The sequence below is a fragment of the Bacillota bacterium genome (assembly GCA_040755295.1).
Classification (GTDB): domain Bacteria; phylum Bacillota; class Desulfotomaculia; order Desulfotomaculales; family Ammonificaceae; genus SURF-55.
Map to the genome: position 1 here is coordinate 167533 of JBFMBK010000001.1, position 23857 is coordinate 191389.

Genomic DNA, 23857 nt, shown 5'->3' on the forward strand with positions numbered 1-23857 from the left:
AAGGATATGAGCATCGGTTTGGAAAGTTTACGGTTCGGTAATAAAAATTAAGGAATGTCTTTGCTACGGGGAGGAGTTAGATTTCAGATTATTGTAGAATTCCGCACAGTCTTCGTATGTCATTTTCCGCACCCAGCGGCAGAGGTAAAGCTCTTCCAGCAGATGAGGATAGGGGTCGGCGGGGGAGGGCAGTTTTTCTTCCTTGGACAGGAGGCTCACGAAAACCAGACTTCGCGCGGCAAGGAGAGTGTCGGCAGGGCTCTCCGCCCGGCCGAATATGCGCCGGAGGGTCAGCACATCGCCCGGGGACAGGTGCTGCCGCCAGGCAAGGTTACTCAAGGCGCCGATGGGCTCGCGCAGGAGGAAGAGAACGCGAGGTTTTTCCGGCGCCGGGATTTGCTTTTTTAAGAGCGGCTGAAGGATGAGGTGGATGTAACCCGCCTCAATGTAAACGTCGCCTTCCGTGTCCCTCACGATTCCGGCGATGGCCCTGCTGCGAAGCGTTTCCCTGAAAAATATGCGCCGGGCGTCGGCTTGGGCAAAGGTCGTGGTGGCCTCCACCATTGCGTTGAAGTCCCCGGTAGAAGCGGCTTCGTAATAACGCAGCAGAGCGTTTGAACAGATGTGTTCACTCGTCCATACCTTGTATTCAAGGTCGGACCGCGGCGGGTTTCCTTCCATGAGATTCTTTGCGGCGGTCATATACGGGTCGATTTGGAAAAAGGAGATGCCGTGATCCGAATAAAGCCGCTGGTGTAGTCGGCAGGCGCGCAGAACGAAACGGGGAAACCCGAAACCGCCGCCAGCAAGGTACCTGCGGATGCCCGTTTCCTTCCGGAGCATGTCGTGAAAGCCGGGATGCGCGGGTTCTTCCAAGATTACCACGCGGCAGCGCCTCATGTGTTTTTCCATTAGGCAGAGCATCTCCGCCCGGTGGGGACCTAAGGCGATCGTGATTACGCGCACGGTTTGTTCCCGCCGGTCGGAAGGTGGGGGCGGGGCAGGAAAAGCGCGCCTGCCAGGCCGACGAGGGAGACCGCGGCCGCCAGGGCGAAAGCCCAGGAAAAGGTGTGGGTCTGATCGGCGATATAACCGCCCACCGCGGGGCCGATAGACTGACCGATGCCGAAGAAAAGGGTGATAAAGCCAAGCCCCGCGGGCGCCAGGCGTCTGCCTACGTAATCACCGGAAGCTGCGGCGAACACCGTCGGTATTCCGGAGTAGCAAAGACCGAAAATGAACGCAGAGAGGTAAAAGGCGGGCGTCGTCTTGAAAAAGGCGAAAAGAAGGTAGGAGAGGGACAGCAAAAGATAAACCATGGCGGCGCCGTATTTCCGGCCCAGGCGGTCGGAAACGCTGCCCCATATAAGACCGCAGAAGATGTTGAGCGCCCCCACGTACGCCCAGAGGGCACTTGACCGGGCGGCGGTCCAGCCGATTTCGTTTTTCAGGTAGGCGGCAAAAAAGGTCAGGTAGATAACATAAGAAAACCCGAACATGAAATAGATAACGCCGAGATGCCAGACCGTTTTCTGCCGGAAAATCAACCGCCACTGCAATGAACCGGAATCACTTCCCGCGCTGATCTCCCGCTTTTTTTCAGCGGCGGTGATCTCTCCTACCGGCTCAAGACCGATGGATTCGGGCCGCGGGCGCAGGAAAGCGAGGCAGACGCCGCCGATTACCAGCAGGAGTCCTCCCAGGCAGAACCAGGCATAGCGCCAACCGCCGGCCCCAAAAGTCGTCAAAAGCAGGGGGATAAGAAGCGCGCCGAGCATGGTGCCGACGCCGGTGCCGCTGGAGACTATCCCGGTGGCAAGGCCCCTGTAACGTCTGGAAAACCACACCGATCCGAGCGCCATTGCCGGCACGTAGGCCCCGCCGTGTCCCAGCCCTGTGGCCAACCGCATGGCGAAAGCCCATTGAAAGGAATGGGCTAAGCCGGTCAGAAACATGGTGATGCCCATTATCCCAAGACAGAAACTCATCAGGTAGCGGCTGTCATACTTTGCGGCAATAAACCCGCCGCAAAACGCGGAAATCATATAACCGATGAAGTTTCCCGTACCTAAAAGTCCGGCCTGGGTGTAGGTAAGAGCCAACCCATCCCTCATCGCCGGCAGGATCAGGGTGTAGGACATGCGGCCGAACCCGTGTGCGCCCAAGGCGGTAAGCATTCCGAGGAACATGATTATCCAGCCGTAATGCAGTCGCAAACCAGCGGTCTTCACCTGTATCCCTCCGGAAACAACATCGATGTGGCTTTTCAAGGCGATAAACCGCCTTATGGACATTAGTATAATTATAGCTTTTTTGGCCCCACGCGCCAGGGCAAATTTTTGCATATAGGGTCAAGGCACATTCTCCTGCAGACACACCCGGCGCCGATCCCTCATAAAATGGAAGCGAAAAAACAAAGGGAGCGATTCGAGATGTACAATTACATGCCACCGTGTCCGGAAGGGAACTATTATCGGATTCAACCGGGGGACACCTATTATTCCATCGCGCGACGGTACCGGATTTCCGTTGACGATCTGCGTGAAGCCAATCCGGGTGTGGACCCCAACAACCTTCAGGTCGGACAATTGATCTGCATCCCGCTGGCTGTTCCGCCCGTGTATTGCCCGCCGGGAAACTTCACCTACATCGTTCGGCCGGGAGATACTTACTACAGCATCGCCAGGCGCTTCGGCATCGGTGTTCAGGACCTTTACAACGCCAATCCGGGCGTTAACCCGGACGCTCTTCTGGTCGGGCAGACGCTGTGCGTCCCGATTGCGGAGCCGCCGGGGCCGGGTGTATGCCCGGCGGGAACATTCCCGCACGTAGTCCGTGCGGGGGATACCTTCTACGGGCTGGCCCGCCAATACGGCGCCACCGTCGAGGCTATTCAGGCGGCTAATCCCTTCGTCAACCCGAATAATTTGCAGATAGGTCAGGTCCTGTGCATCCCCGGAACAAGGTGACGGCCTTTTCGGAATAACACTGAGGCAGGAATTAAAGACAGGCGCGGTGTCGGGGTTTTTCTTTTCCGGGCTTGAGCCGGAGGAGGGAGAAGGCGGAGACGGCAGCGGGGCTTCTGAAACAGCCGGGCGCAGTCTTGCAGCGGCCTTTTAGGATGGCGGCGGCGACTCAGTTGTTTTAAAATGGATAAGGAAGTATTTCAAGGGAGTTACCCATGCCGCCGTGGCGGCACCACGAACATGAAAATCGACTTTTTCTTGATTCATGGCGTCCTTGGCGTCTTGGCGGTTGATTCTATTTTCTGAGGAGTCGCCTATTATGTTAAAATGCTCGAAGCAAGCCGCCGTAAAAGATCTGCAGCAGATTCCCGGCGTAGGCGGGTCTATCGCCGGGAAATTATACGATCTCGGGTTCTGTTCGGTGAAAGAGTTGAAAGACCGCGACCCGGAAGATATTTACCTCCGGTTTTGCGCTCTGAAGGGCACTCGGGTGGACCGCTGCGTTCTATACGTTTTTCGCTGCGCGGTGTACTACGCGTCCAACGAGACACACAACCCCGGGCTTCTGAAGTGGTGGAACTGGAAGGACCGGTAGTTTCAGCAAGGGAAGCCGCCTAATAAAATTAGAGCTATGTGAAAAAGTGGGGGACGAAGCCGTACCGCCTGTATACCTCCTGCGCAAGCCTGGATTTGGTGAAGTCCAGGAATTTTGCGGCGTTCTCCGGATTCGGTGCTTTTTTTAACTTCGTTATATAGTAGTCCACCTTGTCCCGCTGGTCCAGTCTATCTCCCGGTTCCACCATTTCCACCTTCAAACCTTCCCTTTGGGCGTTTATCACCTCCGTCGCCCATACCGGACCGGCGTCGACGGTGCCTTTCCTTATTCTGAGGGGTGTTTCGCGGTGGTGCACCAGTGTCTGGATCGTTGTGCCCTCCGCCCTTTTCTCCTCCAAAATTCTTTTCACGAGGGCCTCGCCGCCGGCTTTTCTGTACATGTCTACAATGTAGTGCGAAATGTCCTCCAATGGGCCGGGTTGCGAAATGCGAATCTCGTCGCGGGCAAGGTCGTTAACCGTTTCTATGCCTGCCGGGTTCCCTTCCGGCACCATGATGACGATCCGATTGTGGAGGTAAACGAAATAATTGTCGATAAAGCCTCTGCCCGATAACTCTTTCATTGCGTCCTCGGTTACCGACGAGTAAATATCGGGCGCTATCCTGATTTCGGTTTCGTCAAACCTGGCGCCGCCGGCCAGGATCTGTTTCAGTTCCAGGCCTGGAGGCAGGGTTTCGTAAAAAATGCGCTTTATCGGTGGGTGGACCTGTTGAAACGTCTGGAGCAGTTCCTCCATAACCATGAACTGGTTGCCGGCCATGAAAAGCACAAGATCGGCGTTTCCCATGTATTCAGGGTTGTGCAGGTCGTCCCCGCGGCCAGCCGGGATTTCCGGCAAATCGGCGATTCCGAAGCCCATGGTAATCCCCCTCCTCTGAAAATGCGTTCTTCTTCCGTGGGTCGTGGCGATGAGCTTCGCATTACTTCGTCAGGCTCACCGGCACTTTTAGAGGTGGGATGTGGGAGGTTAAAGGTGAGATGCTTGTGGTAATTCGCTTATGAGCGAATTCCTTCAAGAATCTGACTTCCCATTTCCCACGTCTGACTTCTATGTACAGCTCCGCTCCGTCCCCCAGCACTCAAACTTACCCTGGCAGAAAACTAGCGGCTTTGACGACATTGAACGTTTTTATTAGATTGCTACTTTTTAAGTTGAATTAAGTGCTGGGCATGGGCGAGTCCCTCGAAATTGTATGGCTCCGCCCTGGCTTTCGCGGTCTGCTTGCCCGGCACTCAACCCAGCTAACAAGAATCGTATTTCAAGTATATTGATCGCTGATAAACGAAACACTAAGCGGCCAACGGTTGCCTTTACCTTGTCTCTAAAGAATAGTAACACGCGAAAGAATTTGGAACAAGTTTCCGCGGACGGTTTAAAGCTTTCGGAAGAACCTGAAAATTTAAGGTAATATTTTGCTGTAATTGATTGACTTTTTAGGCAGGGATATGTTATCTTACAAAATATACTTATTTTAGATAGAATGTTATGTTAATTTCCATTTATGTTGTAAGATGTAAAACGGGGCGGGTTGATAAAAATAGAACATTATGCGAATGACCGGCAGTACATTCGTGATGAGCTTCGACGCCTTGAATTAAGGCTGCAGGGACATCTACTATATGGTGGAATAGACGGTTTCGCTGTCAGCCATGCAAATGGACGGCCGTCCGACCCGGCCGTTGTGACTTCCGGCGGGTACGGCGAACCCTCCGGGGTAGAGGAAGCGTTAATTCGCCTCACAGCCTTAATAAACCAGAAAAAAGCAGAAACCGCTAAAAGGGGCGTTATCCTGTCTTTAGACCGGTTGGCCGGAGTATTCGGGCTGACCGCGTTAGAAAAGGAAGCGCTCCTTATTTGTCTGGCCGCGGATCTTAGCCCCGAGTACCGGCGTATGCTCGCCCGCCTCGAAACAGCGGGCGAGAGGATAACGGTAGGACTCCTTTGCAGATTGCTTTCCCCTGAAGAAAAAGACGCGCAAACCGTTAGACACTGTTTCGCGGCCCAAGCGCCGCTGATAAGGTACCGCCTTCTGGAGTTTGCGGATGACCGCGCATCGCTGAGAGGATCACTAATGTCCCGTTCCGTGTTCGTCAGCGAGCGAGTAGTGGGCTTTATCTGCGGTTATGAGGCGGCTGAAGGCAGGACGAGTGGTTTTGCCCGGATTGTAACGCCGACGCGGACCCCCGACGATTTGATCCTTAGCGAAGAGGCAAGACGCAGGCTTGTTTCTATCGCAGGACTGCCTTCTTTCGTTTCCGGAACGCTGCAGGGTGGGCTGCTGTTTTGTCTTCACGGTCCTGCCGGCGCCGGAAAAACTGTTGCTGCCGAAGCGCTGTGCCGGCAGTGGGATCTGCCTTTGCTGCTTGTGGACACGCAGGGTATGTTAAATGCGGACATTGACCCGGCAACGGCTGTCGATCTCCTTTTCCGTGAGAGTTTGCTGCTGCCTGCCGTTGTCTGCTTTGAGTATTTTGATCTGTTGCTCGGCGACGAAGGGAAGGCTGTACAGGGACGAATCGCTTTTCTCAACGCCCTGCAGGAACTCTCATGGCTGACCGTCTTGGAGACGGGCAGATCCTGGCGCCCCGAGTTCAGTTCACAACACCATTTCTTCTGCTCCGTCGAGTTTCCCCTTCCGGACTGTCGACAGCGCGAGGAACTCTGGCGTAAATTCTTGGCGGAAAGCGGCGCCGGGGGGGAAGGGATCGATATACCGGCCCTGGCCGGCAGGTTTTTCTTTACCCCGGGAAGGATACGCGAGGCGGTATACACCGCCCGGAGTTTTGCCTCAATGAATCCTGGCACAGGCGGGCCGAGTACGGAAGACCTCTTTCTTGCCTGCAGAAGCCGTGCCTTCGAGGGGTTGGGCGGCCTAGCATCCAGGATCAGCCCGAGGTACGCGATTTCGGACATCGTTTTACCTGCCTGGCAGACGGAACAAGTGCGGGACATCGTCAGCCGGGTTAAGAATCAGGCTACCGTTTACGAGAGATGGGGGTTCGGGCGCAAGTTTTCGGGGGGCGGCGGACTTAAAGTACTGTTCACCGGTCCTCCCGGGACGGGAAAGACCATGGCGGCGGAGGTTGTAGCCTACGAACTCGGGATAGACCTGTACAAGATCAACCTGGCATTCATAGTCAGCAAGTATGTCGGCGAAACCGAGAAAAATCTCGAGCAGGTCTTCACATCCGCCCAAAGCGGCGGCGCGGTATTGTTTTTCGACGAGGCCGACGCGCTTTTCGGCAAGCGTACCGAGATAAAAGACTCCCACGATCGATACGCCAATATCGAAACGGGTTACCTGCTGCAGAAGATGGAGGAGCACGAAGGTCTGGTGATCCTGGCCACCAATCGCCAAAAGAATATGGACGAGGCCTTTACGCGGCGGCTGCATTTTATTGTGGAATTCCCTCTACCGGCGGAAGAGCACCGTTACCGGATCTGGAAGGCGATCTTTCCGGCCGGTACGCCTTTGGAGAAGGATATCGACTTTGGTTTTCTGGCCGGACAGTTCGCGGTTACCGGCGGCAGCATAAGGAATATCGCTCTGGATGGGGCTTTCCTCGCGGCGCGCGAGGGACAGGCAGTCGGGATGAAGCATCTGCTTCAAGCCGTCAGGCGGGAACTGCAGAAAATCGGCAGGACGTGCAAGAAAGACGATTTCGGCGTTTATTCGGAGTTGGTTGACGCCAAACCGGAAGCAGGGCTGGGGGTGCAGAGGGTATGCTGAAAGATTTGGATCTGACCCTGGCGAACCTGCTGCGGCAAAAGGTGCCGCTTCCTTCTGAAAACTACGATATCAGCTTCGACCGTCCCGACGAGAAATGGGCCGGCGGTATATCAACACAGAAACAAACCGTTAACCTTTATCTGTACGACATCCATGAAAACAAGGAACTGTGGAACAACGAGCCGGTCCTGGAGCGGCGTGCGGACGGGGTGGTGACCCTGAAACCGCCTCCGATCCGCGTTAATTGCATTTACCTGATTACAGCCTGGAGTCCTGCCACTGTGGACGCCGCGTTGGAAGAACACCGCCTGTTGAGCCAGGTTCTTGATACGGTCTTACGGTGCCCTACCATACCATATGATGTGCTCCACGGGCGGTTATTGGGGCAGGAGCCCCCGCTGCCTGTGGTTGCTGCCCAGCCGGACGGGCCCAAGAACCCGGGTGAGTTCTGGACCGCGGTAGGGAATAAGATGAAGCCTTCTATATCTCTTATCGTCACTGTAGGATTCTCTCCGGCGGAAGTCGATGCCGGCCCCATCGTAACCACCAAGGTGGCCGTATACGAGCAGAAAGGCTTCCCGGAAACGCGGGAGGAACTGCTGCAAATAGGAGGCCGGGTCGTCGAAGCCGGCAACCCGGACGCGGGTGTGGCCGGCGCCACTGTAACGGTGAAGGAAAGGGGGTTGTATGCGGTAACCGACGAGGGGGGCTATTACAAGTTTTCCGGCCTGGCGCGCGGCGCGTGGACGATAAAGGCTGAAGCAGGCGGCAGGTCGGTCGAGGTTGTGTTCAATGTGTCTGCCGACGACGGGAAGTACATTATAGAAGTATGAACGTAGAACTATTTTGAGGGTAATTCCAATAGGGTTGCGGTTCTCGAATCTTACGTAGCTATGCGAAGCTTATCGCGGCGCCCAGCAAAAGAACTACTATTTTCGAAGGAGGAGGTAAAGTGCCTGAATACTTGTCACCGGGTGTATATGTCGAGGAAATCGAGATAGGAAGCAAGCCTATCGAGGGTGTAAGTACCAGTACGGCGGGGTTTCTGGGGGAAACTGAAAGGGGGCCGACCGCTCCCCGGTTGATAACGAGTTGGTTGGAATTTCAGAGGGTTTTCGGGGGCTACCTTTCCGACGGCAAATACCTTCCGCACGCTGCGGAGGGCTTCTTCGCCAACGGCGGGCAGCGCCTCTACGTGGCGCGGGTTGTTGACCAGAGCGCCACGGCGTCGACCGCCAAGCTCACGAACGGAAGCGACGACGCGTTGACCGTAGCCGCCGTGGGTGACGGCGCGTGGGGCGACAACGTCAAGGTAAAGGTCGAGAGCGGAACCTTGAACGGTTTTAAGCTGGTTGTCGAGTACGGTGTGATAAAAGAGCTTTTCGATAATCTATCGGTCAGCGAAAGCTCGAGTGATTATTACGTTAAAAGGGTCAACGGCATTTCCAACCTGGTGGTCCTATCTAAAGAGACCGGCGATTCCGGCGCGGTCCCGGACGGGCCTGCCTCCCTCACAAACCTTGACGGCGGCGGCGACGGGACAACACCTCTGGACCTGGCGGATTTCACCCGCACCGATATCGATACCCCTGGTCAGCGCAAAGGACTGACCGCTTTTAAGGAGATCGACGATATTTCCATCGTATATGCGCCTAACGCCGGCAGCGTAGCGGGACTTACAGGCGCGCTGATCACACACTGCGAAAACCTCAAAGACCGGTTTGCAGTGATCGATGCGGACCAGGGGCAAAGCAGCATCAGTTCGTTGAACCCCCGCAGCACTTACGACTCCAAGTACGCGGCCTTCTACTACCCCTGGGTCAAGGTTTACGACCCTCTTTCCAAGATGTTCAAACTGACCCCTCCCGGCGGACACGTATGCGGCATATATGCCCGCAGCGACACCGAGCGGGGAGTGCATAAGGCTCCGGCCAACGAGGTGGTCAAGGGCGCCGTAGACCTCGAATTCGCAATCACCAAGGGCGAGCAGGATATTCTGAACCCCCGCGGCGTGAACTGCATTCGCGCTTTCCCCGGCAGGGGCATCCGCGTTTGGGGCGCGCGCACCCTGTCCAGTGACCCGCTCTGGAAGTATGTCAATGTGCGCAGGCTGTTTATGTTTCTCGAGGAATCGATCGACGAGGGAACCCAGTGGGTCGTCTTCGAGCCGAATAACGAAAAGCTGTGGGCCAGGGTCAGACAAACAATAAGCGAGTTCCTGGCCAGGGTGTGGAAAGACGGCGCGCTGATGGGCAAGACACCGGAAGAGGCCTTCTTTGTTAAATGCGACCGTACCACCATGACGCAGGACGATATCGACAACGGCCGGCTGATTTGTCTGATCGGGGTGGCCCCTGTGAAACCGGCGGAGTTTGTCATCTTCCGCATCGCCCAGTGGCAGGGCGGTTCGGCGGTAACTGAATAGGGAAGAAGGAGGTTATCCGAAACATGCCCACAGGAGGAAGAAAGGATCCTTATCGCAATTTTCGCTTTCTGGTGGAAATAGACGGGATTACGCAGGCGGGATTTAGCGACTGCAGCGGCTTCGACGCCACCACGGACGTAATCGAGTACCGAGAGGGTCCCGACCAGACGACGGTGCGCAAGCTATCCGGACTGACGAAATACGGTAACGTCACTCTAAAATGGGGAATAACCGATTCCATGGAGCTTCACGAGTGGCGCAAGAAGGTTATTCAGTCAGGCGCGGAAGGGAACCGGAAGAACATCGCCATCGTCTGTATCGACGAGGCGGGCAACAACAAGGCGCGCTGGGAGGTTTCCCAGGCCTGGCCCACCAAGTATGACCCGCCGGATTTCAACGCCAAGGGGAACGATGTGGCCGTGGAAACTCTCGAGATCGTCCACGAAGGCGTTGTCAGGGTGCAGTAAAGAAGTCGCGAGTCGCGAGTTCAAATGCACAATCGTAGGGGTGGGCTGTGCTCACCGGTTGCAGAAGCTACTATGTACTGACTACAATTCACGGGGGTAAAACCATGGTCTTACAAACGGAGTTCGAGTTTGTTTTACCCAAGGGTTACGTTGACCAGGAAGGAAGTCTGCATCGTGAGGGCGTAATGCGTCTGGCCACCGCGGCGGACGAAATCCTTCCGCTGAAGGACCCCCGGGTGCAACAAAACCCGGCCTACCATACAGTGATCCTTTTATCGCGGGTGATAACCAGGCTGGGGACGCTCCCCGCAATCAACACGAAGACCGTGGAGGGGCTTTTCGCTTCGGACCTCGCCTATCTTCAGAATTTATACAACAGGATAAACACCGACGGCAACAATATGATAAAGGTTTCATGCCCGAAGTGCGAGCACGAATTCGAGGCGGAACCCGACCGGTCGGGGGAATGAAGGGCTACCCCCTCGACCGGCTTTACGAGGAGGTAGCCTTTGTCGCCTATTATTTCAACTGGTCTCACACAGAGATTATGAACATGGAGCACCGGGAACGGCGCCGGTGGTGCGAAGAAATCTCCGAGATCAATAAGAAAATAAGCGGCGGTCAGCCAAAGAATATATTCGAAATAGATTAACAGACCAGTTGTATCCGGTTGTACGTTGCGGCTTGTCTAATCCAGGATCTGCGGATAAGGGGTAGATTGTTATGGTTGCGGGCGACAGGAAGGATCCCTACAAGTCTTTTCGTTTTCTGGTAGAGATAACCGGGCTGGTTGTCGGCGGCTTCAGTGAGGTTTCCGGCCTGGAGGTCGAAACCGAAACCGAGGAGTACCGGGAAGGCGGGGTAAACGACTGCGTTCACAAGCTGCCGAAAGTCACCAGGCACCCCAACCTTTTGTTAAAAAGAGGCCTCACTGATTCGGATGCCCTCTGGAAATGGTACCGGCAGGTTGTCGGGGGAAGGGTGAGCCGCAAGAGCGGCTGTCTGATATTGCTTGACGATACGGGAGGCGAAAAGTGGCGCTGGACCTTTAAGGACGCCTACCCCGTAAAGTGGAGCGGCCCGGAGTTTAAAGGAGACACCGGTACCGTGGCGGTGGAGGTTTTAGAACTGGCGCACATGGGGATAGGAAAAGGATAGGGGGCAAGATAATGCCGGAGAAGGTTCTGAAATCGCGGAAAAGGGTGGCGCAGCGGCAGGAAAGAGGCGCCTCCGCGGCGAGGCAGCGGGCGGCTGCGCCCGTCACGGCTTACGGAGCCCCTCTGCTTTATACCGCGAAGTCCGGGGACGACAAAGAAAAAGACAGCATGCCGGTGGCGGAACATTTACGGCCGTTGTCGGTACGGTCGCCCGTTTCGGAAGGTTTGGCGATTGAAGCTGGTACTCCGGCCGCTAGGGATAAGGCGGGAGCCGGCGGGCGGCTGCTCGTACGAATTTTTCGCGAGGGCGCCGGCGGGAATCCGTTGGGTTCCGCTACGGAAGAAGGCGGCATGATAACGGCCCCGTTTGAGCGGCCGCCGGGGGAGGAATTGACACGTGCGACACAGCAGGGTGCGCCGCTCTACTGGGGACAAAACGTAACGCCGCATGCTCCAGCCGGGTACCGGGTGCAACGGGGCTTTAACGCATCGGTCGAGGATTTCGACGGTGAAAAACCTGCTTTTGGCAAGCGCTCAGTTCTTCACTTAGACTCCACAATGAGTGCTTCATGGGGTGCATCTGCCGGTTCCCAAGCGATAGGGGATCCCAAAGCGGTCTCATGGGGAGCGATGCAAAAAGACGGGGAAGCCGGGATCACAGGGAGTCCGGCGTCAGGCCCGCCGGCGGCGACAAACCTCTTGACAATCCAGAAGCATTCCGGCAGTGCATGGACGGTAGGGTGGACCTATTTCCCCAAGGGGTTTATCGCCCCGGACTTCGAATTCAAAACCGTTCTCAAGTGGTACGCCAGGCCGACGCTTAAAACCAAGGCCTTTGAGGGGAACGCAGACGCCTATTATGCCAGCGTGGGAAAGCATAAAACGCAGCACAAAGAGGGCGGCAAAGACGTTTTCTGGAACTTTTCCGCCGCCATGTCGGCCAGGGACCGGGCCGCAGAGCAAGAGCACTGCAACGACCATAAATACGCCTATAAGATTTCACTTAAAGAGGCGGAAACTGTATTGAAAAAGTACGTGGTCGGCAAGCTGTTCGGACCCAAGAACACGGAAGCCGATGTTAAGCAAATGATACTGGACAGGATTCAAAATAAGCTCACCCATCCGCAATTGGGTAATGATAAGACAAAATGGGCGGCAAAATACGATTTCTTGTTCAGAAAGACCGGTGATCGTGATGCTAAGGGATGGCACACTTTTAAACTTGGCAACCGCAGGACTGACAAGGCAGGCAACGTTATTTACGACATAATCAAAGGGACAACGAAGGTTAATGTGGTCAAATCCCCCGCAGTAATTAAATACTGACAAAGGTCTTTGAAAGATGAGTACGCGGGTTATGAAGATCGTTTCGTTTACGGACGAGACGAAGAGTATCATGTCTTACCTTTTCGAGAGAACGGCGGACACCGTTGGGAGTCGGGTGGACCGTTCAGCGGTGATTCTTGTCGGGAAGGTGCGGGAGACCGAGATCTACAGCCTGCCGGTGCGGCGCGCAGACCTTGTCATGATGCGGCCGTGGCTGTCGGGGGAGGCCGGGGCGGGTAACCGGATTTCGGTCCAATTCACGAGAGTGAAGGTTGAGAGGAGACTGTTCGGCGTCGAAGAGTCTGAAGAGATCGAGATCGCTTACGCCTATTCTTCAGTTGGGGAAACCGGCGGTCCGGAGTTCGCGCCTGTTTTTTGTAGAGGTGACCGTGGCTTGTTCTTCCTGAAGAGGGTCTCAGCGGAGTTGCCCTATGAGCATCTGCGCCGGCCCTCGTACCAATTTGCGCCGGGGGAAAAAGGCATGCGCAGTTTCTTAATGACGGATTACGACAAACGGGGGGAGCCGTTTGTCCGGGATGAGACGGCGGAGGTTGAGGCGGTAATTTCATCCGTCAGGTGGTACACCGCCCTGCCGAAAGAGAAGGACTGCTTGATCCCGGCGCTTACTGATGCGCTGGACGACCCCAACCCCCGGGTGGCCCGTCACGCGGTTCGCGCGCTGGCCATTCTGGGCGACGAGACGGCGGCAGGCCTGCTGAAAGAAAGGCTGTGGAACGCTGATGAAGATCTCCGGGTCCGGTTGATGCTGGGGCTCTGGATTGCGGGTGAACGGAAAATCGCAAAGAATGTGCTTCTGGAGCTCTTCCGGAAATGCGGAAAGTATTCATGGCTTGCCCGCTGGGGGATCGAAGTGTCTCTCGGCGCCGGAGGCCGGCCCGCGGGCGTCCTGTACGGCCCGGATCCGGCTGAATATAAAGGAGATTAAGAGAATGCCCGGCGGTATTAATGACGAAGAATCTGTTTCCGTCCGGAGTAAGAATTTTTTCGAGAAGGCGGAAGAGAACCCTTGCAACGGGTGTTCGGCACCGTGCTGCCGGCTGCTTTTAATTCCGCATCCTACGCCGGGCACGTACATGGACCTTGACTACATACGGTACATGATCGGTTTCGAAAGCGTCCGGGTGATCCTGAACAGCGACGGGCAATGGCAGGTGCTTATCGAACGGACATGCCGGTTGTTTAACGAGGAGACCAATCTGTGCACGGTGCACGATACCGCGCGGAAGCCCAAAACCTGCGTGTTTTTCAACCCGCACCGCTGCTGGTATAAGCGCAGCTTTGAAAGCAAGGATGCTCCTGGCCTTATCCGCATCGACATGGAAGGGCTGGAGGCCATTCTTACGCACATCAGGTTCGATGAAGAAGGCAACATAATCGAGATACCTACCTGGGAGGTTATGCGGGCTCTCGTTAACAATAAAGGTTGCGCGCCTGATTCTAAGCCGCCGGCCGTGTCCCGCAACGTTGTCGGGGAAATCGGGCTGGTGCCGGTCGAAAACCCCGGGGCGCAGCCGCAGAAGGAGGAGGTGGTCGCCGGTGTTTAAAACAAGGATGCAGAAACGTAGCGGCGCTTTCCTCGATCGCAAGCGCCTGCCCGGAAGCAAGACGCTGCCGGTATACCGGCCGGCGGACAGACATGAACTGGAGGCGGAAAACCTTGCGGAGAGGGTTCTGGCGGGAAAACCGGTGGGAAGGTTGGCGGGGGCAGGCCCGTCTTCTCTGGAGCGGGAAGGAGGAGCGGGCGTACGGTTTCTTTCCCGTCTCTTCCAAACGAAAGACGGCGGAGAGCCGCTCGACAGGCAAATAAGAAGGCCGATGGAATCAGGTTTCAATCGTGATTTCAGCGGGGTAAGGGTGCATACCGGCGGTTTTGCGGCGCGGGCGTGCAGGGCGCTGGGATCCCAGGCGTTTACCGCCGGCAGCCATGTTTTCTTCGGGGCGGGCCGGTTCAGCCCGGCCACCCCGGGCGGCAGGAGGCTTCTGGCGCACGAACTGGCGCACGTGGCGCAACAGCGGAATACGCCTGCGGTACAGATGTACGGCAGGAACGTCCACTACGAACATACGAAGACCTGGGCGGAGGACGTTTTCGGGCGCGGCAGCGCGGAAGCGGAAACAATTGCCAGGCGGGACCAGGCTGTGGACGAAGGCTGGTCCCACCCGCATATTACGACACCTGCCGCGTTTCTCTTCCCCGTCAGCGACAACGACCTGAGGCACTTCCCCTCGCGGCCGACGGCGGAGGCGGCCGTTCACGAGGCGATGAACAGGGCGGACCCGGCTGCTTTCGGCTGGGCTCTGCACCGTTATCAAGACAGTTTTTCGCACTCCTTTCCACCGGGCGCGCCGTTAAGCGATCTTTCACACGCGCGCGACGGCGCCACTGGTATAGCCAGAGACGCTTTGCTGCAAATCCACAGGCTGTACCCGAACACTAACTATGGCCGGGGGGCGGCGGTCTGGCACGCGCTGCTCGGTTATTACCCTGACGATTATCGCGTCAATCCGGAACAAATGGCGCGGGATGGGGCGATGGAAAGAGGGTCGCGGAATTATATAAGGATGTTTTACACCGTCTGGAGAACCGTGCGCATGATCAGGACACCGGTGCCGCCGGGGCTCAGGCCCCCTTCGCTGATTTTCGGCCCGCAGCACGTTGCTCCTTACATCAGGAGGAATTAGCATGAGTGGCCGGTGCGGAACTAAGCTTGTCAAAGAGCCGGCCTCAGCCGGCTTTATACGGAGCATTCTGAGGAAATACCAGCTTGTCCGCGGTTGGCGCGGCTTTCCGAGCCTGTACCACCTGCCGCATAATCTGAGGATGCTGTTCGAAAGCCGGACAAGACCAGGCCGGGCTGATTCATCCGTCTCCTATATTTCCGCGGCGCAGGTTAACCAGGTGCGCGATAAGTGCCAACGTCCTAAGTTTCCGGCGGGGGAAGCAGGACAGTGTTTAAGCCGCTTTGATTTTTTAATCGGTACGGTGCTTTCCAAAGCTGCTGGCGGATTACATCGCCTTAATAAATTAATATTTTTCGAAAGGGAGACGGTAATAAACAGCCAGGGTTTTGGAACCGGTTTGGGCAGGCAGGCATGGAATGCCAGGCCTGCCGGGGTCGGCGGGGCGGTTCCGCTGTCGTGTGGGTTGGGAGGTCGATGCAAAACTACGCCTGATAATTGGGAAGTGCGAAATCGGAGATTAGAGGTGAGACTTTTTTCAGGAAATCGCACGACGAATTCCATTAAGTTTCCCACTACCAATATTTCACATCCCACTGCTCAAACGGCCTCCGGGACCTTTTCTAAGTTTGACCGCCGGAAAACGCAAGGTATCTTTTTACCTATTAATATGTTCACTCTCTTAGGAGTTCGGCAGGCGGCGGTACCGGAAACCGGCGGGAAGACCAAAACCGTTGTTCGGGGAGGGCCGTGTCCACCTCCCGGGAATGTCTGGATTCGCGTGGCAGGACCCGGGCGTGAAGCGGGTGTCCGTTACAATGAGGGCTGGACGAAGGAAGGACCGCGGCCGGGAATGGGTCAGGGTTGTTTTCAAACGGGGTCCGCAACCATGTATCGCTGTGGTACCGGAAGGTTGCGATTGGTGGTCGACGGATCCTTCCGCGGGGCTGTCGGAGAAAGGCTGCGCGGTGCCGTGACGGCAGGTGGGTCTCGTTCAGGAAGCCGCAAGCCGCCCGCCGTTTTTGTCGGCGAGGTTTCGAAAAATTCTTTCGGCTGTATGCAAGTGCGGGACAGCCGCCGGTACGCCACAAGCGCTGCTGTTCCTGACCGCCGGAAGATTTTTCAAGGTCTTGTTTCACGGCAAGGGATTCTCGGTTTTACAGCGGGGGGCGGTTTCCGGCACCCGCTGTCGGGAGGAAGGGTACTAAAACTGCCGCGAAGGGTATTGAAACTGCCGGAACGAGCGGATTATCACGGGGCTGAAAACAACTTCGTAAGGAAGCCGCTGGCCGGCAGGAAGATTATGTCGTTCCCGCCGGTGCAAATGTTCACAAGATCGGCTTATTCAAAAAACACCGCCACGGCGGTTTTGCCGGACGGGGCGGTTTCGGTGCGCCCCCAGGCAGACCGGCGCGACCGAGTCGAGGAACAACCGCCGATTTCCGGCGCCCGTGATTTTTCGGTTACAAAGATACCCCAACCGCACGGGGTTGATCTGAGCCGCCTTGCCGATCGGCTCTACGGTCTGATCGAGCGAAAGTTAAGAATCGAGCGGGAAAGAAGGGGTAAGCCGTGCTGGTAAAGGCTTTTCTGGCACGCAAGGATGATCCGTCACAGGCGGTAACGTTTTTGTTCAATCCCGCCGAGTTTACGGTGGAAAAAAGCAACGAGTTTTCAGAGGTCAACATTCCCGGCCTCCCTTCGTCAATCCTGCAGTTCGTCAAAGGCGGCGCTCGCACCCTTACCATGGACCTGTTTTTCGATACTTACGAACAGGGGACGGATGTGCGCCAGTATACGGACCGGATCACCGGTTGGGACGCCGGGGCGATGTTCAGCAAACTGCAGGGCGGCAAGAAAGGCTTGATGGACCTCGATTCGGACCTGCACGCCCCGCCGGTCTGCCTGTTCGTTTGGGGAACGTTCGTTTTTCAGTGCATCATCGAAAGGGTGAGCAAAAGATTTACCATGTTTCTGCCGGAGGGCGTTCCGGTCAGGGCCACCCTGAACGTTTCCTTGAAGGAGTATCGGGACTACGAAACCCAGGTGAAAGAGGTGGGTTACCAGTCGGCGGACAGGACCAAAAGGTGGACGGTAAAACAGGGAGAAAGCCTGTGGCTTATTGCGACGAAGGCTTACGGGGACCCGGCTCTCTGGCGGCCGATCGCCGAGGCCAACGGAATCGAAAATCCGCGGGTGCTGTCTGCGGGGCGGGAACTGACCATCCCGCCGCTGGAATAGGAAAATGGATTTCACGGCTCTGGCAAAAAAGTATAAGAACTTTTACGTGCCGCGCTACGAGGTTCTTGTGGCGGATACAAACGTGGCGCGAGACAAATTAATTGAGATTAAGGGCGTCACGGTGGAAGATGTGTTGGACGGGGCCGACCGGTTTTCATTTATCGTTAACGACCCGGGGGCAAAATGGACCGACAGCGGGTTTTTCGAGCTCGGCGGGGAAGTGGAGATAAAAATGGGTTATTCAGACCAGTTAAATACCACGCTGGTGGGTGAGATCGTCTCCCTGCGGACTGTTTTCCCCGCGGCCGGAACGGTTGAGTTGGAAGTCAGCGGTTATGACCTGTCGCATCAGTTTACCAGGGTCCGCCGCGAGCGGACCTTCCGGGAAATGAAGGACAGCCAGGCGACGGCCGCCATTGCCGGCGAGGCCAGACACAAGTTGAACACGGAGATCGAGGATACCGATACCATACATCCGGTTATCGTTCAGAGCCGGCAGACCGACTATGAGTTTCTTACTATGCTTGCCGAGCGTAATTTTTTCGAATTTCTGGTACGGGAGCGAACCCTGTATTTCCAAAGGTCCCGGCCACAGGAGGAGGCGGCGGTGACGCTCGAGTACGGCCGGTCGCTGACGAGTTTTAGCCCCGAGGTGAATACCGCCGGGCAGGTAAGCGAGGTTGTCGTAAGAGGTTGGAACCCGCAGACCAGAGAGGCTATCGTTGGCAGGGCGCGCAGGGGAAGCGAGGAGGCGCGGGACCAGACGCGGGCGAGCGGCGGGGAAATGGTGGAGGAGATATACGGCAATGTCGAGGAACGGGTGCTGGACAGGCCGGTGTTCAGCCGGCAGGAAGCCGATAACCTGGCCCGGTCTATTCTAAACAGACTGTCCGAGGGGCTGGTCAAGGGAGAAGCGGAATGCATCGGCTTGACGGAAATCAGAGCGGGGACGGTCGTCGAGCTAACCGGTCTCGGCAAGACGTTCAGCCGTACTTATTACGTAGAAAGCTCAACCCACAACATAAGCGGCTCCGGATACACCACATCCTTTAGGGTAAAGGAAAACACTATATGAACATCACGGATTTGCTGGCAACAGATCCACGGGAACCGGGCGAGCAGCGTGTTTACGGGGTTGTCGTCGGGATCGTGACCAACAACCGGGACCCGGAAGGCATGGGCCGGGTAAAGGTGAAATTTCCCTGGCGTGACGATACCGACGAGAGCTTCTGGACGCGCATGGCCGTGCCGATGGCCGGGAAGGAGCGCGGAACGTATTTCCTGCCCGAAGTAGGGGATGAGGTGCTGGTCGCTTTCGACCGCGGGGATATCCGCTGTCCTTACGTGCTCGGGGGGCTCTGGAACGGGGTGGACACCCCCCCCGAAACCAACGCGGACGGCAAGAACAACGTCAGGAAAATAAAGTCGCGTAGCGGGCACGAGATAATTTTCGCCGACGACGCCGAAGGCGGCAAGGAAAAGGTGGAGATCCACACCGCGGCCGGCCATAAGATCCTTCTAGACGACGCAAAAGGCGGCGAGAAAATCGAGCTTGTGGACAAGACGGGTAGTAACTCGATTAAGATAGATTCCGTGCAAAACACCATCGCCGTCGAGAGCGCCATGAATCTGAAAATAAAGGCGCAGATGGTCGAGATTGAATCCGGCGGGATGATGACAATCAAGGCCGGAGCGACGCTTACGATAAAAGGGGCGCTCGTGCAGATCAATTAAAAGTTACGGGTTACGGGTTGCGAGTCAGAATATAGAAAGTAGAAGACGGAATCCGGGCTCTATTAATGGTGATTTCTTGAACTTTGAACGTCGAACCTTGAACCTTGAACGGACCCGAATGGTCCATCATCTTTGGCTGAACGCGGGAGGTTAAAGCGTGGGATTGCCGGCGGCGCGTATGGGAGACTTGACCAGCCACGGAACGCCCCTGTCGCCCGGACCGGGCAGCGCCAACGTGCTGATCGGTGGGATGCCCGCCTGGCGTGTGGGGGCGGACTTCCATACCTGTCCCCTGGTTACGGGTACGGTGCCGCACGTCGGCGGAATGGTGTCCTTGGGCAGCATGACGGTATTGATAAACGGCATGCCCGCGGCGCGGCAGGGCGACATGATCGTGGAAAGCGGGCCTCCCAACAGCATCACCATGGGGTGCCCGGTGGTACTGATCGGCTGAAATGCAGGTATTTCAACGATCTTGCAGGGCGCGGTGATAAGCAGCGCCTGGCTTTGTCGGCGACGCCGGCCGGATGCTCACGTACCAACCCAGTACGCTGTGCTCCGTCCAGCATCGTCCTTCGTGCCATGCTTGCTTCTGACCGTGCTCCGTCAAAACACCAACGTGGTTAACTGAGCATTTGCGCTGAAAGGAACGGTGGCGGTATGGAAACGGCGCGGGAATTTCTCGGGCGGGGTTGGGCCTTTCCGGTGGGAACGGACGATAGGGGAAGGGTTAAGATGTCCCGGGAAGAGGAAGATATCAGAGAAGCGATCTGGATAATCCTGAGCACTGCAAAAGGGGAGCGGGTGATGCGTCCCGATTTCGGCTGCGGCATTCACGATTTTATCTTTGCTTCGGTCAATTCCGCCACGGTAAGCGTTATCGAGAGCAGTGTCCGGGAGGCGCTGACGCTCTTCGAGCCGCGCGTGGAGGTAACCGGGGTGCAGGTGTCCACCGAAAGGCTGGCCGAAGGCCAGTTGCTTTTAAACATAGATTACAGGGTGAGAAGCACCAACAACCGGTTTAACATGGTTTATCCTTTTTACCTGACGGAGGGAAAATAGATGTCCGGGGAAGCGCCGCAGATCGAGCCGAGGGACTCTGCCGCGATATTTAAGAAACTCAGGGAAATTACGCCTTTTTACGTTCCGGAGTGGCGGATGGAGGACAAAGACGCCTCGTTCGCCCTGTGGAAGTGTTTCGGGTACCTGCTCGGCACGGTGATCAACCGGTTGAATAAGGTTTCGGACAAGCATTTCCTTGCCTTTCTCGAAATGCTCGGCGTCAAACAACTGCCTGCGCAGCCTTCTAAAGGGCCGCTAACCTTCATACTTTCCCAGGGCGCCGGGGAGAATGTGCGGATACCGGCGCGCACTCAGGTCGCCGCGGGTGAGGTAACCTTCGAAACGGACGGGGAGTTCTGGGCGACACCCGCACAGCTTTCGGTCATGTACGGGGTAGACCCGTCGGCTGACGGCATTTTCACGCCGCCGCCGTACTTTATGGTTGACGAAGAAAGAACTCCTTTTGTGACGGCTCTTGCCGCTACCGCCAAGTCAGGCGACAATGAGCTGTTTCTTGAAGACGCTTCGGGGTTGGCGGTGGGGGATTACGTTAAAATCGGTGGTAAAGAGTGTTGTACCGTCGGGGCCGTCGAAGGCGAACGGGTGACCTTGCGCCAAAAGCTTTCCGCCGTTTACGGTCCGGGGGAAACCGTGGAAAAGGTTCTGGATTTTGAGCCGTATACCGGCTTGAACGTTCAGGAGCACGCTTTTTACCTCGGTCATGATTACCTTTTTAACCTTAAGAAGGGTACCGGCAGGGGGCACGTTCTGATCAAGCTGTACCTCAAGGCGTCCCGACGGTGGCAGCCCGCCGATCTTACGGCGCTGAAGGCTTTACGCTGGCAGTACTGCGGTGAGGAGGCGAGAACCGGCGCTGAAAAATGGCTGCCTTTCCGTGTCTACAGGGTGACGACTCTGAAAGACGCGCCGGATACGGCGGAAGTGGGCCTCTGGAAGATTTGCGGCAGGCAGACGCTGCAAAAAGAGATCGACGGCGTGAGTTCTTATTGGGTCAGGGCTGTTGCCTCGGCGGCGGAGCTCGCGCTTCCCGCTCTTTCCCACGTCCGGGCCGCCGTTTTCAACCTGGCGGGGGTGGATATGGCCTTCGCCAACGACGTACCCGTAAACCTCGAAAGCGATTTTTATCCCTTCGGGGCAACCCCGCGGGTTAACGATACCTTTTACCTGGCCAGTCAGGAGAGTTTTACGAAAAAAGGAGAAACCGTCGACATTCATTTCGGGATAGCGGCGTCAAGCAGTCCGGCGCCAACCGAAGACCTGTCACTGTCCTGGGAGTATTGGAACGGAAAGGGATGGCAGGCGGTCGATGACGTCCGCGGCTACCTGAAACGGCGGTCAACCAAAGAAGAAGTCGAGTATAAGTTTCAGGGCGACGGCGGCGTCTGTTTCACCTGCCCGAAGGATTTTGAACCGACGAAGGTCAACGGACAGAAGAATTACTGGCTGAGGGTTAAAATCTTAAGCGGCGGCTACGGTTTGGAACAGGTTCTTGAAATAGAAAAGATGATTTACAAAAGCCTGACGGCGGTACGGCCGCCCTTGCTTGATAAGGTCAGGGTAAAGCTTGCGGAACCGCAAAAGCACTACCTGGATTGCGCGCTTACCTACAACGCGCTGCAATTCTGCCCGATCACGGCGGCGAGCAGGGGAGGCGGCGAACCTATTAAAGCTTTCGCCTCTCTGGAGGAGACTCATCCGACACTCTATCTGGGCTTTGACCGGAAGGTGGACAGGGGGCCGGTCAGTATCTTCTTTTCTGTGGAAGAACAGGTTTATGAAGAAGAGGACGCGCCTCGCTGGGAGTGGCAGTACTACCGGGAAAAGGACGGACAGGGCCAGTGGGTGCGCCTGGAAGTAGAGGACGGCACGAGGAATATGACCGTCTGCGGGGCGGTGGCATTCGTTGTGCCGGAGGACGCGGCGCGGCTTTACAGGTTCGGCGCGCGGCTTTATTACCTGCGTGCGGTGGACATAAAGGACAGATTTTGCAACTCGGGTCCTGACGGCGGCTCGTATTCGGGTAAGCCGTCGCTCAAGGCCAAACCGGTGCTTAAAATCCCCGTCAAAATCACAGCCAAAGTTTCGGCGGCGATTTCAATGCCTGTTCCTCCGTTGCGGATTAAAGGAATTTACCTGAATACAACCTGGGTGGAGCAGTTGGAAACGATTCAGGATGAAATCCTGGGTTCAGGCAGCGGGGCGGCCGGCGAGTCTTTTGCGTTGTCCAAGACTCCCGTCGTCCAAGAAGAAATATGGGTGAACGAAGCCGGCGGGGCTGTCGCAGGAGACCTGAAGCTGCCGGCGGGCACGGATGTCGTTGAGGTCGCCGGGCGGGACGGCAAAACAAAGGACGTCTGGGTAAAATGGCGGCCGGTAGCCGACTTCGGCGCTTCACGAGCGGCGGATCGCAATTACATCATCGACGCGGCCGGGGGAGTGGTCGTGTTCGGGGACGGGGTCCGCGGCGCGATCCCGCCGACCGGACGGAAGAATATAAAGGCGACGTACCGGTGCGGCGGCGGCGTTCAGGGCAATGTTGATAAAGACAGTATCTCCACCTTGAAAACGGCGCTGGCCTTTGTGGACAAGGTGCGCAACCCGCAGGCCGCGGGCGGCGGAACGGAAGTTGAAAGCGTGCCGGCGTTGCTGGCCAGAGGTCCATGGAGCGTCAGGCATCGGGGACGGGCCGTTACAAGCGAGGATTTCGAACAACTGGCGAAAGAGGCGTCGCGGGATGTGGCGCGCGCCAGGTGCCTCCCGAACTGTGACCGGCAGGGGAACTATGCGCCGGGGTGGACGACTGTGCTCGTCATCCCGGACGGCCGGGAGAACAAACCGGCCCTGACCCCGCAGTTGAAAAGACGGATTGAGGATTATTTGAAGACGTTGATGTCCAATGTGGTGGTCGCAGCCGGAAGACTGCAGGTTATCGGGCCGGTCTACGCGGAGATTTCCCTGCGGGCAGTCCTGGTCACCCGGAACATAAATGCGGTTTCGTCGATTGAAAACCAGGCCTTACGGGAGCTTGAAAGTTTTCTGCATCCTCTTACCGGCGGCCGGCAGGGAAACGGCTGGGAATTCGGCCGCGCGCCCTGCGTTACCGATTTCTACAGCCTTTTCGAGCAAATCCCGGATGTTGATCATGTGGATGGTTTATCCCTGGCGGTGGGCGGGGAAGGGATGCCGGTGACGGAAATAAAACCGGGGAAGCAAACGGCGCCGGAGATGCCTCCCTGGGGGCTTATATGCAGCAGCGGGCGCCACGAACTCAAGGTCGAGTTCAAGGGAGTCTGACATGCCCGGCATTCAGCGGCACCGCGGAGGATGAAAATAGCAGTGATTTAGGCGGTTTTATCCACAGCAAAACTTGCTTTGGTCCCTTAACTTAGAACTGTGAACTTAGAACTGTGA

The 23857-nt window shown here is 56.6% G+C and carries 23 protein-coding genes; 20 read left to right on the forward strand and 3 right to left on the reverse strand.

Going from position 1 to position 23857, the window contains the following annotated elements; all coding sequences use genetic code 11:
• Positions 1 to 63 precede the first annotated feature (63 nt).
• Positions 64 to 966: a hypothetical protein gene (locus AB1500_00790; protein MEW6181700.1), complete on the reverse strand. Its 903-nt coding sequence runs from the start codon at positions 964 to 966 to the stop codon at positions 64 to 66.
• Positions 957 to 2270, reverse strand: coding sequence for an MFS transporter (locus AB1500_00795; GenBank protein MEW6181701.1), 1314 nt, complete (start codon positions 2268 to 2270; stop codon positions 957 to 959). Before AB1500_00795 ends, AB1500_00790 begins: the two co-directional genes overlap by 10 nt.
• A gap of 162 nt (positions 2271 to 2432) precedes the next feature.
• Here AB1500_00795 and AB1500_00800 point away from each other — a divergent pair, with 162 nt between their 5' ends.
• A complete protein-coding gene (locus AB1500_00800; protein ID MEW6181702.1) occupies positions 2433 to 2969 on the forward strand; it encodes a LysM domain-containing protein in 537 nt (178 codons plus the stop codon).
• Positions 2970 to 3285: 316 nt separating this feature from the next.
• Positions 3286 to 3561 carry a helix-hairpin-helix domain-containing protein gene (locus tag AB1500_00805; GenBank protein MEW6181703.1) on the forward strand — a complete coding sequence of 92 codons (276 nt, stop codon included), beginning with the start codon at positions 3286 to 3288 and terminating at the stop codon, positions 3559 to 3561.
• A 34-nt stretch (positions 3562 to 3595) separates the two neighbouring features.
• Here AB1500_00805 and AB1500_00810 read toward each other — a convergent pair whose 3' ends face one another.
• A complete protein-coding gene (locus AB1500_00810; GenBank protein MEW6181704.1) occupies positions 3596 to 4441 on the reverse strand; it encodes a substrate-binding domain-containing protein in 846 nt (281 codons plus the stop codon).
• A 670-nt stretch (positions 4442 to 5111) separates the two neighbouring features.
• Here AB1500_00810 and AB1500_00815 point away from each other — a divergent pair.
• The 18 genes from AB1500_00815 (at position 5112) to AB1500_00900 (ending at position 23740) form a co-directional block, all read left to right on the forward strand.
• Positions 5112 to 7313: an AAA family ATPase gene (locus AB1500_00815; protein MEW6181705.1), complete on the forward strand. Its 2202-nt coding sequence runs from the start codon at positions 5112 to 5114 to the stop codon at positions 7311 to 7313.
• A complete protein-coding gene (locus tag AB1500_00820; GenBank protein ID MEW6181706.1) occupies positions 7307 to 8146 on the forward strand; it encodes a Pvc16 family protein in 840 nt (279 codons plus the stop codon). The genes AB1500_00815 and AB1500_00820 overlap by 7 nt, the downstream gene beginning before the upstream one ends.
• A 119-nt stretch (positions 8147 to 8265) precedes the next feature.
• A complete protein-coding gene (locus AB1500_00825; GenBank protein ID MEW6181707.1) occupies positions 8266 to 9738 on the forward strand; it encodes a phage tail sheath family protein in 1473 nt (490 codons plus the stop codon).
• Between the two features lie 23 nt (positions 9739 to 9761).
• Positions 9762 to 10205 (forward strand): phage tail protein, encoded by a 444-nt coding sequence (locus AB1500_00830; GenBank protein ID MEW6181708.1) that lies wholly within the window; start codon positions 9762 to 9764, stop codon positions 10203 to 10205.
• 104 nt (positions 10206 to 10309) lie between these two features.
• On the forward strand, positions 10310 to 10675 hold the full coding sequence (locus AB1500_00835) for a phage tail assembly protein (protein MEW6181709.1): 366 nt from the start codon (positions 10310 to 10312) through the stop codon (positions 10673 to 10675).
• Positions 10672 to 10857 carry a DUF6760 family protein gene (locus tag AB1500_00840; GenBank protein MEW6181710.1) on the forward strand — a complete coding sequence of 62 codons (186 nt, stop codon included), beginning with the start codon at positions 10672 to 10674 and terminating at the stop codon, positions 10855 to 10857. Before AB1500_00835 ends, AB1500_00840 begins: the two co-directional genes overlap by 4 nt.
• A 71-nt stretch (positions 10858 to 10928) precedes the next feature.
• The gene (locus AB1500_00845; protein MEW6181711.1) at positions 10929 to 11363 is read left to right on the forward strand and encodes a phage tail protein; all 435 of its coding nucleotides are present in this window, start codon (positions 10929 to 10931) and stop codon (positions 11361 to 11363) included.
• 11 nt (positions 11364 to 11374) lie between these two features.
• A complete protein-coding gene (locus tag AB1500_00850; protein MEW6181712.1) occupies positions 11375 to 12688 on the forward strand; it encodes a hypothetical protein in 1314 nt (437 codons plus the stop codon).
• A 16-nt stretch (positions 12689 to 12704) separates the two neighbouring features.
• Positions 12705 to 13634 (forward strand): HEAT repeat domain-containing protein, encoded by a 930-nt coding sequence (locus AB1500_00855; GenBank protein MEW6181713.1) that lies wholly within the window; start codon positions 12705 to 12707, stop codon positions 13632 to 13634.
• 4 nt (positions 13635 to 13638) lie between these two features.
• A complete protein-coding gene (locus AB1500_00860; GenBank protein ID MEW6181714.1) occupies positions 13639 to 14253 on the forward strand; it encodes a hypothetical protein in 615 nt (204 codons plus the stop codon).
• A complete protein-coding gene (locus AB1500_00865) occupies positions 14246 to 15391 on the forward strand; it encodes a DUF4157 domain-containing protein (protein ID MEW6181715.1) in 1146 nt (381 codons plus the stop codon). Before AB1500_00860 ends, AB1500_00865 begins: the two co-directional genes overlap by 8 nt.
• Positions 15392 to 16169: 778 nt before the next feature.
• Complete coding sequence (locus AB1500_00870; protein MEW6181716.1) at positions 16170 to 16970, forward strand: hypothetical protein; 801 nt, start codon at positions 16170 to 16172, stop codon at positions 16968 to 16970.
• Positions 16961 to 17629 carry a LysM peptidoglycan-binding domain-containing protein gene (locus AB1500_00875; GenBank protein ID MEW6181717.1) on the forward strand — a complete coding sequence of 223 codons (669 nt, stop codon included), beginning with the start codon at positions 16961 to 16963 and terminating at the stop codon, positions 17627 to 17629. The genes AB1500_00870 and AB1500_00875 overlap by 10 nt, the downstream gene beginning before the upstream one ends.
• Before the next feature lie 4 nt (positions 17630 to 17633).
• Positions 17634 to 18704 (forward strand): hypothetical protein, encoded by a 1071-nt coding sequence (locus tag AB1500_00880; protein MEW6181718.1) that lies wholly within the window; start codon positions 17634 to 17636, stop codon positions 18702 to 18704.
• Positions 18701 to 19363 carry a phage baseplate assembly protein V gene (locus AB1500_00885; protein ID MEW6181719.1) on the forward strand — a complete coding sequence of 221 codons (663 nt, stop codon included), beginning with the start codon at positions 18701 to 18703 and terminating at the stop codon, positions 19361 to 19363. Before AB1500_00880 ends, AB1500_00885 begins: the two co-directional genes overlap by 4 nt.
• 178 nt (positions 19364 to 19541) lie before the next feature.
• Entirely contained in the window at positions 19542 to 19817 is a 276-nt protein-coding gene (locus AB1500_00890) for a PAAR domain-containing protein (protein ID MEW6181720.1), read from the forward strand.
• A 206-nt stretch (positions 19818 to 20023) separates the two neighbouring features.
• Complete coding sequence (locus AB1500_00895) at positions 20024 to 20425, forward strand: GPW/gp25 family protein (GenBank protein ID MEW6181721.1); 402 nt, start codon at positions 20024 to 20026, stop codon at positions 20423 to 20425.
• Positions 20426 to 23740, forward strand: coding sequence for a putative baseplate assembly protein (locus AB1500_00900; protein ID MEW6181722.1), 3315 nt, complete (start codon positions 20426 to 20428; stop codon positions 23738 to 23740).
• The last annotated feature ends 117 nt before the right edge of the window (positions 23741 to 23857 follow it).

Bases quoted from the DNA above. Each gene is read 5' to 3' on its own strand.
- AB1500_00855 (MEW6181713.1), top strand. From the start codon at position 12,705: ATGAGTACGCGGGTTATGAAGATCGTTTCGTTTACGGACGAGACGAAG.
- AB1500_00850 (MEW6181712.1), top strand. From the start codon at position 11,375: ATGCCGGAGAAGGTTCTGAAATCGCGGAAAAGGGTGGCGCAGCGGCAG.
- AB1500_00830 (MEW6181708.1), top strand. From the start codon at position 9,762: ATGCCCACAGGAGGAAGAAAGGATCCTTATCGCAATTTTCGCTTTCTG.
- AB1500_00860 (MEW6181714.1), top strand. From the start codon at position 13,639: ATGCCCGGCGGTATTAATGACGAAGAATCTGTTTCCGTCCGGAGTAAG.
- AB1500_00835 (MEW6181709.1), top strand. From the start codon at position 10,310: ATGGTCTTACAAACGGAGTTCGAGTTTGTTTTACCCAAGGGTTACGTT.
- AB1500_00880 (MEW6181718.1), top strand. From the start codon at position 17,634: ATGGATTTCACGGCTCTGGCAAAAAAGTATAAGAACTTTTACGTGCCG.
- AB1500_00895 (MEW6181721.1), top strand. From the start codon at position 20,024: ATGGAAACGGCGCGGGAATTTCTCGGGCGGGGTTGGGCCTTTCCGGTG.
- AB1500_00820 (MEW6181706.1), top strand. From the start codon at position 7,307: ATGCTGAAAGATTTGGATCTGACCCTGGCGAACCTGCTGCGGCAAAAG.
- AB1500_00805 (MEW6181703.1), top strand. From the start codon at position 3,286: ATGTTAAAATGCTCGAAGCAAGCCGCCGTAAAAGATCTGCAGCAGATT.
- AB1500_00840 (MEW6181710.1), top strand. From the start codon at position 10,672: ATGAAGGGCTACCCCCTCGACCGGCTTTACGAGGAGGTAGCCTTTGTC.
- AB1500_00800 (MEW6181702.1), top strand. From the start codon at position 2,433: ATGTACAATTACATGCCACCGTGTCCGGAAGGGAACTATTATCGGATT.
- AB1500_00890 (MEW6181720.1), top strand. From the start codon at position 19,542: ATGGGAGACTTGACCAGCCACGGAACGCCCCTGTCGCCCGGACCGGGC.
- AB1500_00845 (MEW6181711.1), top strand. From the start codon at position 10,929: ATGGTTGCGGGCGACAGGAAGGATCCCTACAAGTCTTTTCGTTTTCTG.
- AB1500_00900 (MEW6181722.1), top strand. From the start codon at position 20,426: ATGTCCGGGGAAGCGCCGCAGATCGAGCCGAGGGACTCTGCCGCGATA.
- AB1500_00885 (MEW6181719.1), top strand. From the start codon at position 18,701: ATGAACATCACGGATTTGCTGGCAACAGATCCACGGGAACCGGGCGAG.
- AB1500_00810 (MEW6181704.1), bottom strand. From the start codon at position 4,441: ATGGGCTTCGGAATCGCCGATTTGCCGGAAATCCCGGCTGGCCGCGGG.